Raw genomic sequence first — 13,500 nt, forward strand, 5'->3', positions numbered from 1 at the left:
TAGGATTCCGGCGTGCTGTGGGGGCGTGCGACCGATCATGCGCTGATCGACGGCCTGCTCGACCGGGCGCGTGCCGGACGCTCCGGCGTGCTCGTGGTCGGGGGCGATCCGGGCATCGGCAAGACGTCGCTGCTGGCATACGCGGCGGAGTGCGCCCAGGACATGCGCGTGCTGCGCGGCGTGGGCATCGAGACCGAGGCGGAGATCCCGTTCGCCTCGCTCCACCTGCTGCTCGGGCATGGGCTCGACCGGCTGGACGCGTTGCCCGAGCCGCAGGCGGCCGCCCTGCGCGGCGCCTTCGGCCTGGCCCCGGTGACCAACCGGCTCCTGGTGGGCCTGGCCGTGCTGTCGCTGCTGGCCGAGCTGGCCGAGGGCGGGCCGCTGCTGTGCCTGATCGACGACGCGCAGTGGCTCGACCAGGAGTCGGCGCAGGCGCTGCGGTTCGCGGCCCACCGGCTGCACGCCGAGGGCATCGTCATGATCTTCGCCGCGCGCGACGGCTTCGACCCCTCGGGCCTGCCCGTGCACCGGCTGTCGGGCATCGACGCCGGCAGCGCCGCCTCGCTGCTCGCCCACGCGGCCCCCGGGCTCGCCCCCGGCACGCGCGACCGCGTCATCGAGGAGAGCTGCGGCAACCCGCTCGCCCTGCTCGAACTCCCGCGCACGGACCTGCCCGCCTACGACCGGAGCCCGCTGCCGCTGCCCGCCCGCATCCAGCAGGCGTACGAGGCCCGCATCGCCGAACTTCCCCCGGACGCCCAGAAGGCGCTGCTGGTCACCGCGCTGACCGACGGCGGCGACCCGGACGTGATCGTACGGGCGGGCCGGGAGCTGGGGATCGCGCCCGCCGCGCTGGGCGTGGCCGAGAAGTCCGGCCTGGTCACGATCGACGGGGGGCGGGTGACCTTCACCCACCCCCTCATGCGCGCGGCGGCGTTTCGGCACGGCACCTACGATCTGCGGCTGGAGATCCACGCGATCCTGGCGCGGCTGCTCGATCATCAGCCGGACCGGCGGGCCTGGCACCTGGCCGCCGCCGCCACCGGCCCCGACGAGACGGCGGCGCGGGCGCTGGAGCAGGCCGCACGGCGCGCCCGGGAACGCGACGGCAACGCCGGGGCCTGCGCAGCGCTCGAACGGGCCGCCGAGCTCACCGAGGACCACGCGCTCAAGGCGGGGCGGCTGACCGAGGCCGCCGTCGCCGCCGCCGACGCGGGCCAGGCCCGCCGAGCCAGGGAGTTGGTCGAGGACGCCGCCGCGCTGGTGGACGACCCCCGTTCCCGCGCGCGGCTGTGCGACCTGCGCGCCAGGATCGCGTTCGACGAGGGCGCCCCCCACCTGGCCCACGATCTGCTCTTGGCGGGCGCGGAGGAGCTGACTGCGCTCACGAGCGCGGAGGGCCCCGGCGGGCAGGCGCGGCAGGACCTGATCGCGGCCGGACTCATGCTGATCGACGCCGCGCGCAACGCCTGGCAGCTCAGCGACCCGGCCAGGGTCGCCGAGGCGGCCGAACACCTCCACAGGCTCGGCCTGCGTCCGGAGGACGGCCTCGATCCCGCCGTCCAGGCGGTGACCGGCGCGGCGGCGCTGCTGCAGCGGGGGCCGGCGGAGGGGCTCCCCATCATGCGCGGCATGGTCGCCAGGGGCGGCGGGATCGCCTCCGGCGCGCACACGTTCCGGATCAACGCGGCCTTCGTCGCCCCGCTCGTCGGTGACTTCAGGACGGGACACGACATCTCCGCCGCCATGGCCGCGGAGTGCCGGGCCACCGGTGACATCGGCAAACTCCCCCTGGTCCACGTCACGCTCGCCGCCGCCGAGCTGTATCTGGGCAGGTTCCGGGACGCCGAGGCCACCGCGACCGAGGGTCTGCGGCTCACCTCCGGCACGGGGCAGCGCAACCGGGCGGGCTACCTGGAGGGCACGCGGGCGTGGCTGGCGGCCGTGCGGGGAGAGGCGGACCGATGCGCCGAGCTCGCGGCCCGCTCGCGCGACCGCTTCGACGCCAACCACATCGTCAACGGCCTGGCGTGGGCCGAGTGGGCGCTGGCCCTGCTCGACCTGGGTCAGGGCCGGTTCGCCGAGGCTCTCGACCGGCTCGACACCGCCATGACCGGCCCGGTGCGCCACCAGATCCAGGCCGTCTACTTCGCCCCCGACCAGATCGAGGCGGCCGTACGGCTCGGGCTGCCCGCGCGTGAGCCGCTGCGCCGGTTCGAGGAGTGGGCGACGGCCTCGGGACAGGACTGGGCGCTGGCCGTCCTGCACCGCTGCCGCGCCCTGCTCGAAACCGACTGGGAGCGGGCGCACGAGGACTTCGGCGCCGCCGTACGGCTCCACGCCGGCAGCGGCCGTCCCTGGGAGGCGGCCCGCACCAGGCTCGCCTTCGGGGAGCGCCTGCGCAGGGAGCGCGACAAGGGCAGCGCCCGGCCGCACCTGCGGGCCGCGTGGGAGACCTTCGAGCGGCTGGGCGCCCGCCCATGGGCCGAGCGCGCCCGCACCGAGCTGCGCGCCACCGGCGACACCAGCTCCCCGGCCGCGCCTGCTGAAGTACTGTCCGCGCTGTCCCCGCAGGAACTGCAGATCGTGCGGCTGGCCGCCAAGGGCCTGACCAACCGGGAGATCGGCGCGCAGTTGTTCCTCAGCCCGAAGACCGTCAGCTACCACCTCTATCGGGCGTTTCCGAAGCTCAACGTGGCCAGCCGCGCCCAGCTCGCCGGCCTGGACCTGTCCTGACCGGTCCGCCGCCCGAACTCACGGCCCGACATCGCCCATTTGTGAGGCATTGTCGCGAGTGGCGAGACATACTGAACCCGACCCCGTAGGAACGCAGGGGAGGGCCGGCATGAAGGCCGAGGAACGCTGGCAGGCCAGGTTCCGGGCACCGCGGGTGACCCTGCCCACGTGGGCACGCCAGGCGCCGCAGCGTGCCGTCTACCGGGGCAACGCCTCCGGCTTCTGGGAGATCTATGCCTGGGACCGGGCGAGCGGCCAGACCCGCCAGGTCACCGATCGCCCCCGCGGCACCCGGTACGGCGCGATCGACCCCACCGGCCAGTGGATCTGGTGGTTCGGCGACGCCCACGGCGACACTCACGGCGACACCCAACGCGGCACGGACGGCGACGGGCACGACGGTGAGCACGATGACGGGCACGACGACGGGCACGGCGTGTGGTCGCGCCAGCCGTTCCACGGCGGCCCGGACGTGCCCCTGGCCATGCCGCCCGGCCACCCCTGCGGGCTCGCGCTCTCCTCGGACGGCGCCGCGGCCGTCGGCCGCTCCTCCCGGGACGGCTTCGAGATCCTGCTGGCCAGGCCCGGGAACGAGCCGGTCACGCTGTATCGCCACCACGAGTACGCCGCGGTCGCGGACATGTCGCTCGACGGATCGCTCATCGCCGTTCACCACAGCGAGCACGGCGACGTCCTGCACCCGGCCATACGGGTCATCAGGGCGAACGGCGCGACGGTCGCCGAGCTGGACGACGGACCGGGCAGGGGCCTGACCGGCGGCAGGTTCGCCCCCGTCCCCGGCGACCGGCGCCTGCTCCTCCTGCACGAGCGCCGGGGCCGCCGCGAACCGCTCGTCTGGGACCCGGTGACCGGCGAGCAGCGGGAGATCTGGCTGCCTATGCGCGGCGAGATCTCCGCGGACTGGTACGACGACGGCCGGGCGCTGCTCATCATCCACAACCAGCGGGGACGCACGGAGCTGCTCCGCTACGACCTCGCCGGGGGCGGCCTCACCCCGATCGAGAGCCCGCACGGGGTGATCGAGGCGGCCGCGCCGCGCCCCGACGGCACCGTCGAATACGCCTGGTCCAGCGCCGCCCACCCGCCGGTCGTCAAGTCGAGCAACGGCCACGTGGTCTTCAGCCCCGGGCGTACACCGCCGCCGTCCGTGCCGCTTGAGGACATCGACGTGGAGGGCCCCGGCGGGCGCATCCACGCCCTCGTCTCCCGGCCGGAGCGGGTGGCCGCGCCATACCCGACCGTGTTCCTCCTGCGCAGCGTGCTGCCGGGGTTCGGCGGCCTGGGCGGCCAGGACGACGATTCGTTCCGGCCGCAGGTCGCCGCGTGGGTCGACAGCGGTTTCGCGGTGATCAGGGTGAACCACCGCGGCTCGTCCGGCTACGGCTCGGCCTGGCGCGACGCCCTGCGCGGCGAGGTCGGCCACATCGAGCTGGCCGACGTGACGGCGGTGCGCGAGTGGGCGGTGGAGCGCGGCATCGCCGACCCCGACCGCCTCGTGCTCGCCGGCACGGCGTGGGGCGGTTACCTGACCCTGCTGGCACTCGGCACCCAGCCGAAGGCGTGGGCGGCGGGCATCGCCGCCGTGCCCATCGCCGACCACGCGGCGGCGTACGAGGACGAGGCCGAGTGCCTGCGCGCGGCGCACCGGGCGCTGCTGGGCGGCTCACCGGCCGAGGTGCCCGAACGGTACGCCGCGTCCTCCCCGATCACCTACGCCGACATGGTGGAGGCCCCGCTGCTGATCCTCATGGGGGCGAACGACCCGCGCTGCCCGGCACGGCAGGTGGAGCACTACGTGCGGGCCCTGGCCGACCACGGCAGGGAGGCGTCCGTCTACCGGTACGACACCGGACCGGGCACGCCGAGAGTGGAGGAGCGCGTGCACCAGATGACCGCGTCCATCGACTTCGCCGTCCGCGCCCTGTCCGCCCGCGGGCAGCCCTCGGCTCAGTGACGACCCGCGAGCAGGCGCAGGTCTAGGGGGCGCGCAGGACGAGGATGGCCAGGTCGTCGGCGCTCGGCTCGGGCGCGAAGTCCTGCACGGCGCGGCGGATGCGCTCGGCCACCGCGCGGGCGGACAGGTCGATGCACTCCGCCAGCAGCTTGGCCAGGCCGCCGTCGTCGTCGAGCAGCCGGCCGCCCGACCGTCGCTCGGTCACCCCGTCGGTCACGCCCAGCAGCACGTCGCCCGGGGTGAGCCGCAGGTTGTCCTCCTGGAACTTGGCCTCGGGGAATACCCCGAGCAGCGACTGCGGCGAGGCGACGACCTCGACGACGCCGTTCGGCCGCAGCCGCAGGGCCTCGGGATGCCCGGCCGAGACGAGGCGGATGTCGAGTCCTTCCGGAGTGACCGTGATCTGGCCGTGCAGCAGCGTCAGGAAGCGGGCGCGCTCCCCCTCCTCCAGGATGGCCTGGTTGAGCCGGCCCACGACGGCGGCCACGCCGTACCCCTCGCGGGCGAGCAGGCGGAGCGTGTGACGGGCCAGCCCGGTGACCGCGGCGGCCTCGGGCCCGGTGCCGCAGACGTCGCCGATCGCGAAGCGCCAGACGCCCTCCGCGATCGGGAACAGGTCGTAGAAGTCGCCGCCGACCTCGTTGTTCTCCCCGGCCGGCTCGTAGATGACATGGAAGTCGAGCCCGGGGGTCGTGGGCTCGTCGGGGGGCAGGAGGCTGCGCTGCAGCGCCCTGTTGGCCGCCGCCTGCTGCGCGTACAACCGGGCGTTGTCGAGCGCGAGCGCCGCACGCCGGCTGAGGTCCTCGGCGATCTGCATGGCCTCGTCGGGAAAGCGGTCGCGCCGGCCCAGGCACATCACGCCGAGCCGCCGCCCCCGGGCGGTCAGCGGGTAGGCCAGCGCCTGCCATTCGCTCATCGGCAGCACGGCGGGGGCGTCGTCCGCAGGCAGCGCGATCTCCTCCAGCTCGTCGCGCATGACGTCGATCTGAGTCTCGTCCGCGTGCCAGAGATAGGCGGGCCGCAGCTCCCCCAGCCCGTCCTGGTCGGTGTAGACGGCACACCAGCTCGCCAGGCGCGGCACCACGATCTGCGCGATGATCGCCGGGACCATGTCCGGGTTGAGCGTGCCCGCGAGCAGATCGCTCGCGTCCGCGAGGAAGCCCAGCCAGCCCGGGCCGTGCGCGGCCTCAAGCAGCCACTCGTCGCTCTGCACCGGCTCCCCGCCCGGAAGTTCCAGGCGGGCCCAGCGGGTGCGCAACGACGAGGTGAACGTGACGCCCCACGCGACGGCGTCGGCCGGCGGCCCGAAGTCCTGGCCGTCCGTCTTCTCCCGCACCTCCACCTGGATGGACTCGCCGTGGTGGAGCCACACGACCTCGAAGGGCGCGCCGACCGCCTCCGCGACCAGTTCTCGTACCAAACGCTCGGCCTCGGGGTACACGGACATGGCGGCCCACGCCGTCATCACCTCGCGCGTGAACCGCTTCACTTCGGGCACAGCCGTCTCACTTGGCGTGAAGGACGCCGCCAGGACGGCTCGGGGACTAGTTGACACCACCATTGTGCTTACCACACTCCCGGCCGACCTTGGGTCAAGCAAGGGGGCCCCGCACCCCACGGAACGTGACAGACTGGCATGGAGTCCGCGGCTTGACAGGCCGTACGAAGCCCTACGCCTTGGTCGCGTCAGCCCCGTCGGGGTAAAGGAGGCTAAATGTCGCCCGCCAACGCCGAGCTGGCCGGGACCGAACGGGTCTACCGCGAATCCGATCTCGTTCCCTTCCTTGAGACGCTTATCACATGGCGTGACGGCGACTTCCGCCGCCGCGTCTCCCACGCCCCGCCGGGAGTCCTCAGCGAGATCCGGCTGCTGCTCAACGAGGTCGCGGACCGGCGCGAACACCTGGCCAACGAGCTTGCCCGAGTGCGACGCGAGATCGTCAAGGAGGGCCGTTTCACCGAACGGCTGAGCCCCGGGCCGGGCGTCGGCGCGTGGGCGGAGAGCGTGGGCTCGGTCAACGACCTCATCGACGCCATTGTGACGCCGGTCAGCGGCGCCGCCGACGTGATCGACGCGGTCGCCAAGGGCGACCTGTCCCGCCGGATCGACGTGGACCGCGCCGCCCGGGGCGAGGTACGCCGCCTGGGCAAGGCCATCAACGGCATGGTCGACCAGCTCTCGCTGTTCACCTCGGAGGTGACGCGGGTCACCCGCGACCTCGGCACCGAGGGCAAGCTGGGCGGCCGGGCCAACCTGCGCGGCATGTCGGGAAGCTGGCGCGACCTCACCGAGGCCGTCAACACGATGTCCGACCGCGTCTCGGCGCAGGTCCGCGACATCGCCGAGGTGACGACCGGCGTCGCGCGGGGCGACCTGAGCCGCAAGGTCACCGTCGACGCGGTCGGCGAGATGCTCGAGCTCAAGCACACCGTCAACACGATGGTCGACCAGCTATCGGCGTTCGCCGAGGAGGTCACCCGGGTGGCCCGCGAAGTGGGCACCGAGGGCAAGCTGGGCGGCCAGGCGCAGGTGCGCGGGGTGTCGGGCGTCTGGAAGGACCTCACCGACAACGTCAACTTCATGGCCAACAACCTGACCTCCCAGGTGCGGCAGATCGCCGTCGTCTCCACCGCCGTGGCCAAGGGCGATCTGTCCCGGAAGATCACCGTGGACGCCCAGGGCGAGATCCTGGAGCTCAAGGAGACCCTCAACACGATGGTCGACCAGCTCTCGGCGTTCGCCGACGAGGTCACCCGCGTCGCCCGCGAAGTGGGCACCGAGGGCAAGCTGGGCGGCCGCGCCGAGGTGAAGGGCGTGTCGGGCGTCTGGAAGGACCTCACCGACAACGTCAACTCGATGGCCAACAACCTGACCTACCAGGTGCGCAACATCGCCCAGGTCACCACCGCCGTCGCCAACGGCGACTTCACCCGCAAGATCGACGTCGACGCCCAGGGCGAGATGCTCGAACTCAAGAGCACCATGAACACGATGGTCGACCAGCTGTCGTCCTTCGCCTCCGAGGTGACCCGCGTCGCCCGGGAGGTCGGCACCGAGGGACGGCTGGGCGGTCAGGCGCAGGTGCGCGGCGTGTCGGGCATCTGGAAGGACCTCACCGACAACGTCAACTTCATGGCCAACAACCTGACGTCGCAGATCCGTCAGATCGCCGTCGTCTCCACCGCCGTGGCGCAGGGCAACCTGTCCAAGAAGATCACCGTGGACGCCCAGGGCGAGATCCTGGAGCTCAAGGACACGATGAACACGATGGTGGACCAGTTGTCCGCCTTCGCCGACGAGGTGACCCGCGTCGCCCGGGAGGTCGGCACCGAGGGAAGGCTGGGCGGCCAGGCGCGTGTCCCAGGCGTGTCGGGCGTCTGGAAGGACCTCACCGACAACGTCAACTCGATGGCCAACAACTTCACCTACCAGGTGCGCAACATCGCCCAGGTCACCACCGCCGTCGCCAACGGCGACCTGACCCGCAAGATCGACGTCGACGCCCAGGGCGAGATCCTCCAGCTCAAGAGCACCATGAACACCATGGTCGACCAGCTGTCGTCCTTCGCCTCCGAGGTGACCCGCGTCGCCCGCGAGGTCGGCTCGGAGGGCCAGCTCGGCGGCCAGGCCCGCGTCGAGGGCGTCGAGGGCACCTGGAAGCGGCTCACCGAGAGCGTGAACGAACTGGCCGGCAACCTGACCACCCAGGTGCGCGCCATCGCCGAGGTGACCAGCGCCGTCGCCAGGGGCGACCTCACCCGGTCGATCACCGTGGAGGCTCCGGGCGAGCTGGCCCAGCTCAAGGACAACATCAACACGATGGTCGCCACCCTGCGCCAGACGACCAAGACCAACCAGGAGCAGGACTGGCTCAAGTCCAACCTGGCCCGGATCTCGCGCCTGATGCAGGGCCACCGCGACCTGATTGAGGTCGCCCGGCTCATCATGAGCGAGCTCACCCCGCTCGTCTCGGCCAGCCACGGCGCCTGCTACCTGTACAACGACGGCCGGCTCAACCTCATCGCCGGCTACGGCATCCAGCCGGGATCGGCGCCCAAGCCGCGCTTCGAGCTGGGCGAGGGGATCATCGGCCAGTCCGCCCTGGAGGCCAAGCAGGTCATCCTGGAGGGCGTGCCGGTCGACTCGATCACGGTCGAGACCGGGCTCAGCCGGTCGAACCCGGCGCAGATCGTCGTACTGCCGATCCTCTTCGAGAACAAGGTGCTCGGCGTCCTGGAGATGGCCTCGTTCAGGCAGTTCAGCGAGGTGCACCTGGCGTTCCTCACGCAGCTCGTCGAGACCATCGGCGTCACGATCAACACGATCATGGCCAACTCCCGGACCGAGGACCTGCTTACCGAGTCGCAGCGGCTCGCGATCGAGCTGCAGGAGCGCTCCGACGAGCTCCAGCGCCAGCAGGAGGAGCTGCGGCGGTCCAACGCCGAGCTGGAGGACAAGGCGGCGCTGCTGGCCAAGCAGAACCGTGCCATCGAGATCCAGAACTTCCAGATCGAGCAGGCCCGGCGGACGCTGGAAGAGCGGGCCGAGCAGCTGGCGGTGTCCTCGCGCTACAAGTCCGAGTTCCTGGCGAACATGTCCCACGAGCTACGCACCCCGCTGAACAGCCTGCTCGTGCTCGCCAAGCTGCTGACGGAGAACACCGAGGGCAACCTGACCTCGCAGCAGGTCGAGTTCGCCCGGACGATCCACGACGCCGGCTCCGCGCTGCTGCAGCTCATCAACGACATCCTCGACCTGTCCAAGGTCGAGGCGGGCCGCATGGACATCCACCCGCAGGCGATGTCGCTGTCCGCGCTGGTCGACTACATGGAGGCCACCTTCGCGCCGCTCGCGCAGGACAAGGGCCTGTCGTTCACCGTTCAGGTCGACCCCTCCGTGCCCAACGACCTACGCAGCGACGAGCAGCGGCTGCAGCAGGTGCTGCGCAACCTGCTGTCCAACGCGGTGAAGTTCACCCACGAGGGCGAGGTCAGGCTGGAAGTCACCCACGCGCCCGCCAACGTGCCGTACGTTGACGAGAAACTGCAGGGATCGCAGGAGGACATGCTGGCCTTCAAGGTCGTCGACACCGGCATCGGCATCGCGCCGGACAAGCTCGAAGTGATCTTCGAGCAGTTCCGCCAGGCCGACGGCACGACCAGCCGCAAATACGGCGGCACCGGCCTCGGCCTGTCGATCTGCCGGGAGATCGCCCGTCTCCTCGGCGGCGAGATCCACGTCCAGAGCGCTCCCGGAGAGGGCAGCACCTTCACGCTGTACCTGCCCCCGAGCTACTCGGGGCCGCTCGCCGCACCCGACGGCGGCGCGATCGCCACGCCCGTGGAGCCGGACAGCCGCGTCGACGTGGTGCCCGACCTGCACATCAAGGACATCCTCCCGGAGATCCCTCTCCCGACCGACCTGCCGGTCCCCCAGTACACGCCGCTGGTGGACGGCCACGACTGGCAGGGGGACGACCCGCTGTCCGGGGCCAAGATCCTCATCGTGGACGACGACATCCGCAACGTCTTCGCGCTGACCAGCGTGCTGGAGCGGCACGGCTCGACCGTCGTGTACGCCGAGAACGGCCGCGAGGGCATCGAGCAGCTCGAACGCAACGAGGACGTGGCGCTCGTGCTGATGGACATCATGATGCCCGAGATGGACGGCTGGGCCACGACCTCGGCGATCCGCACGATGCCGCAGTTCGCCGACCTGCCGATCATCGCGCTGACGGCGAAGGTCATGCGGGGAGACCGCGAGAAGAGCATCGCGTCGGGCGCCTCCGATTACGTGCCCAAGCCCGTCGACGTCGACCGGCTGCTCGAACGGCTGCGTGGATGGCTCATGCGCGGCCGCAACGGGGGAACAGAACGAACGAGGGGCGTGCCGTCCCCAGAGGCCCGAGACTCCCAGGAGGCATGATCGATGCCTGACCGCGCCAGGGTCCTGCTGGTCGACGACCGCGAAGAGAACCTGATCGCCCTGGAGGCGATCCTCAGCTCCCTGGACGTCCTGCCCGTGCGGGCCCGGTCCGGAGAGGAGGCGCTGAAGGCCCTCCTGGCGACCGACTTCGCGCTGATCCTGCTCGACGTGCGCATGCCGGGCATGGACGGCTTCGAGACCGCCGCGCACATCAAGCGGAGAGAGCGCACCAGGAACATCCCGATCATTTTCCTGACCGTGGTCGACAGCGCCCCCGACTACGCCTTCCGCGGGTACGCCGCCGGAGCCGTGGACTACCTCACCAAACCGTTCGACCCCTGGGTGCTGCGCGCCAAGGTCGCCGTGTTCGTGGAGCTCTACACGATGAACCGGCGGCTCGCCGAGCAGGCGGCGCTGCTGCGCGAACGCCTGTCGAACGAGCTTCCGGGCGGCGGCGACCACACTTCCGTACTGGCCGAACTGTCCAGCCGCGTCACCGCCGTCGAGGACGAGCTGCGGCGGGTGCGGGACCTGGCGGACAAGTCCGGTGACACGCCCCTGAAGGGTGCCGTCGCCGAGCTGGGCGAGCGCGTCTCCCACCTTCGGGCCGGCTTCGACGCCCTGGGCTGACATCGCGTACGCCCCCCGTTCAGCAAGGCCGGGGACGGGGCGCCTTCGCCTTCGCCTTCGCCTTCGCCTTCGCCTTCGCCTTCGCCTTCGCCTTCGCCTGGGTCAGGGTAAGCGTGGGCGTGGCGGCACGCCCACGCCGCTCTCCCCTGGCACACCCGCTCCGCTCTTCCCCCGGCTCAGCCGGGCGGGACCGTCACGGACGCCCGGTCAGCGGCGGGCACGCTCCAGTGCGTCCCAGAAGCCGCGGCGCAGGGCGTGCCGGACCTCGTCGTGCAGCAGGAAGTCGATCGGCAGCGAGGACCCTTGCAGCAGGCGGGCCTCAAGATCGGACGGCATCCGGGGCTTGCGGGCGAGCACGGCCTCCAGCCACAGCGCGGGGGCGTCCCTGGCGACCGACTCGCCGAAGTCGTGGCCCTCCTTGTGCGCCGCCTTCACCGCCTCGGCGAGCGTCGTGGTCCCTCCCGTGTGGATCGGCACCGGCGCGGGCTGCGGCCCCGTGTACGGCCCCAGTTGGGAGGGGGAGTAGCCGGAGCCGTACTGGCCGCCGGAGGGACCCGAGCCGTACTGGCTCCCGGAGGCACCGGAGCCATACTGGCTCTGCACAGGGCTGCTCGGCGGCGTCTGAACTCCCGAGGGAGGCGACGCCGGGGCGGACGCCGGCGGAGCCGGCAGCGGAGTATTCCCGGGCGGCTGAGCCTGGCGCTGCTGCTGAGAGGGCTGCACGGGCGGCTGCGGGGACTCCGGCGAGTAGCCGTTGTAGACCGGCGGGGACGGCTGCGCGGGAAGGGCAGGACGCGCGTGGGCGGCGGAGGACCGCCCGCCGCTGTGTCCCCCAGTGCCGTGTCCCCCAGTGCCGTGTGCGCCAGTGTCGTGCCCACCGGTTCCCTGAAGACCGGCTCCCTGAGCGCCGCTCCCGTGGATACCGGTCCCCTCAAGACCGCTTCCCTGGGCACCATGCCCACCGGTTCCCTGAAGACCTGTTCCCTGGGTGCCGTGGGTGCCGGCTCCCTGGGCGCCGTTCGCGTGAGTGCCGGTCCCCTCGAGACCGGCTCCCTGGGCGCCATGAGTGCCGGTTCCCTGATGACTGGGTCCCTGGGTGCCGTTCGTGTGGGTACCGGTCCCCTCAAGACCGGCTCCCTGGGCGCCATGAGTGCCGGTTCCCTGAAGACCGGTCCCCTGGGTGCCGTGGGTGCCGTGGGTGCCGGTCCCCTGGGCGCCCGCTCCCTCAAGGCCGCTTCCCTGGGGGGCGCCGTTCGCGTGGATGCCGTTCGCGTGAGTTCCGGTCCCCTGGGGGCCCATGCCGTGCGATCCGCCGCTGTGGGTGCCCATGCCGGGTGTCCCCATGGCGTGCGGCTGAGTGACGTTCGACGCCGGGCCGGAAGCACCCGGGTCCTGCGACACGCTCGGCGAGGGGGGGCCGTGCGATCCCGTCACCGGGGTCGCCCCGCCGTGAAGGCCGGCGGCGTGGCTCCCCTGTGACTGACTGCTGTTCGGCGGTGTCCCGTTCGGCTGTGTCCCGTTCTGATGCGAGCCGGTGAGGTGGGTCCCGTTGGACAGCGAACCGTTTCCGTGGGAGAGAGGCACGAGGCCGTTGCCGTGGGACTGGCCGTTGCCGTGGGATTGGCCGTTGCCGTGGGATTGGCCGTTGCCGAGGCCGGGACGGGGGTCCGCTCCGGTGAGCATCGCGACGTACGGCCGGAGATGGCCACTCGCGATCTCGACGAGGTCGTCGCACTCCTGCCGCAGGGTGCGCGCCGCCGACCAGGCGCCGTCGGCGGCGATCTGCATGACGGTCACACGGATACCGAGGTCCTGCGCGTCGCTCACCACCTGAGTGAGGTCCTCGTCACCGCTGACCACGACCGCGTCGCAGACCGCGTTGTTGCGCGCCAGGGTCATGAGGTCCCGGTGGACCTGGGCGTCGACGCCCTCCCGCCGGCCCGGCCGGATCCGGCCGAGGCGAAGCTTGAGCCCGGGGATGTCCGCCAGCACGTCGTGCTCCGGCGTACGGCGGCCCTCGACGGTCGCCTCGTACCAGTAGCAGCGCAGGAGCGGCAGGCCGGTGCGCTCTCTTGACAAGCTGGTCAGGAGCTGCAGCAGGCCCGGATAGTCCCAGGAGACGGCCTCGCGATGGCGGGTCCCATGGACGGCCATCGCGCCGTCTGCCAGCAAGTAGCCGGCGTCAACGAACAGCGCGCAGCGATCCACGCGACACCGCCCTTCCTACGTGGCT

Annotated in this window: 6 protein-coding genes; 4 read left to right on the top strand and 2 right to left on the bottom strand. The window is 71.9% G+C overall.

Annotated features, from left to right (window positions below; all coding sequences use genetic code 11):
* The first annotated feature begins 12 nt into the window (after nucleotides 1–12).
* Both FLX07_RS02540 and FLX07_RS02545 read left to right on the top strand, forming a co-directional pair.
* On the top strand, nucleotides 13–2,736 hold the full coding sequence (locus tag FLX07_RS02540) for a helix-turn-helix transcriptional regulator (protein WP_142567765.1): 2,724 nt from the start codon (nucleotides 13–15) through the stop codon (nucleotides 2,734–2,736).
* A 109-nt stretch (nucleotides 2,737–2,845) separates the two neighbouring features.
* On the top strand, nucleotides 2,846–4,711 hold the full coding sequence (locus FLX07_RS02545) for a S9 family peptidase (protein WP_142567766.1): 1,866 nt from the start codon (nucleotides 2,846–2,848) through the stop codon (nucleotides 4,709–4,711).
* A 22-nt stretch (nucleotides 4,712–4,733) separates the two neighbouring features.
* On the opposite strand, the gene FLX07_RS02550 is transcribed toward FLX07_RS02545, so the two are convergent.
* Nucleotides 4,734–6,209 carry a PP2C family protein-serine/threonine phosphatase gene (locus tag FLX07_RS02550; RefSeq protein WP_229689459.1) on the bottom strand — a complete coding sequence of 492 codons (1,476 nt, stop codon included), beginning with the start codon at nucleotides 6,207–6,209 and terminating at the stop codon, nucleotides 4,734–4,736.
* Nucleotides 6,210–6,425: 216 nt separating this feature from the next.
* Here FLX07_RS02550 and FLX07_RS02555 point away from each other — a divergent pair, with 216 nt between their 5' ends.
* Both FLX07_RS02555 and FLX07_RS02560 read left to right on the top strand, forming a co-directional pair.
* The gene (locus FLX07_RS02555) at nucleotides 6,426–10,637 is read left to right on the top strand and encodes a HAMP domain-containing protein (RefSeq protein ID WP_142567768.1); all 4,212 of its coding nucleotides are present in this window, start codon (nucleotides 6,426–6,428) and stop codon (nucleotides 10,635–10,637) included.
* Between the two features lie 3 nt (nucleotides 10,638–10,640).
* Nucleotides 10,641–11,267, top strand: a complete 627-nt coding sequence (locus tag FLX07_RS02560) for a response regulator (RefSeq protein ID WP_142567769.1) — start codon at nucleotides 10,641–10,643, stop codon at nucleotides 11,265–11,267.
* A 207-nt stretch (nucleotides 11,268–11,474) separates the two neighbouring features.
* Here FLX07_RS02560 and FLX07_RS02565 read toward each other — a convergent pair whose 3' ends face one another.
* The gene (locus FLX07_RS02565) at nucleotides 11,475–13,475 is read right to left on the bottom strand and encodes an NYN domain-containing protein (RefSeq protein ID WP_142567770.1); all 2,001 of its coding nucleotides are present in this window, start codon (nucleotides 13,473–13,475) and stop codon (nucleotides 11,475–11,477) included.
* Nucleotides 13,476–13,500 lie beyond the last annotated feature (25 nt).

The organism is Microbispora bryophytorum (assembly GCF_006874465.1).
GTDB classification, from domain to species: Bacteria; Actinomycetota; Actinomycetes; order Streptosporangiales; family Streptosporangiaceae; genus Microbispora; species Microbispora bryophytorum.

Bases quoted from the DNA above. Each gene is read 5' to 3' on its own strand.
- FLX07_RS02555 (WP_142567768.1), top strand. From the start codon at position 6,426: ATGTCGCCCGCCAACGCCGAGCTGGCCGGGACCGAACGGGTCTACCGC.
- FLX07_RS02560 (WP_142567769.1), top strand. From the start codon at position 10,641: ATGCCTGACCGCGCCAGGGTCCTGCTGGTCGACGACCGCGAAGAGAAC.
- FLX07_RS02545 (WP_142567766.1), top strand. From the start codon at position 2,846: ATGAAGGCCGAGGAACGCTGGCAGGCCAGGTTCCGGGCACCGCGGGTG.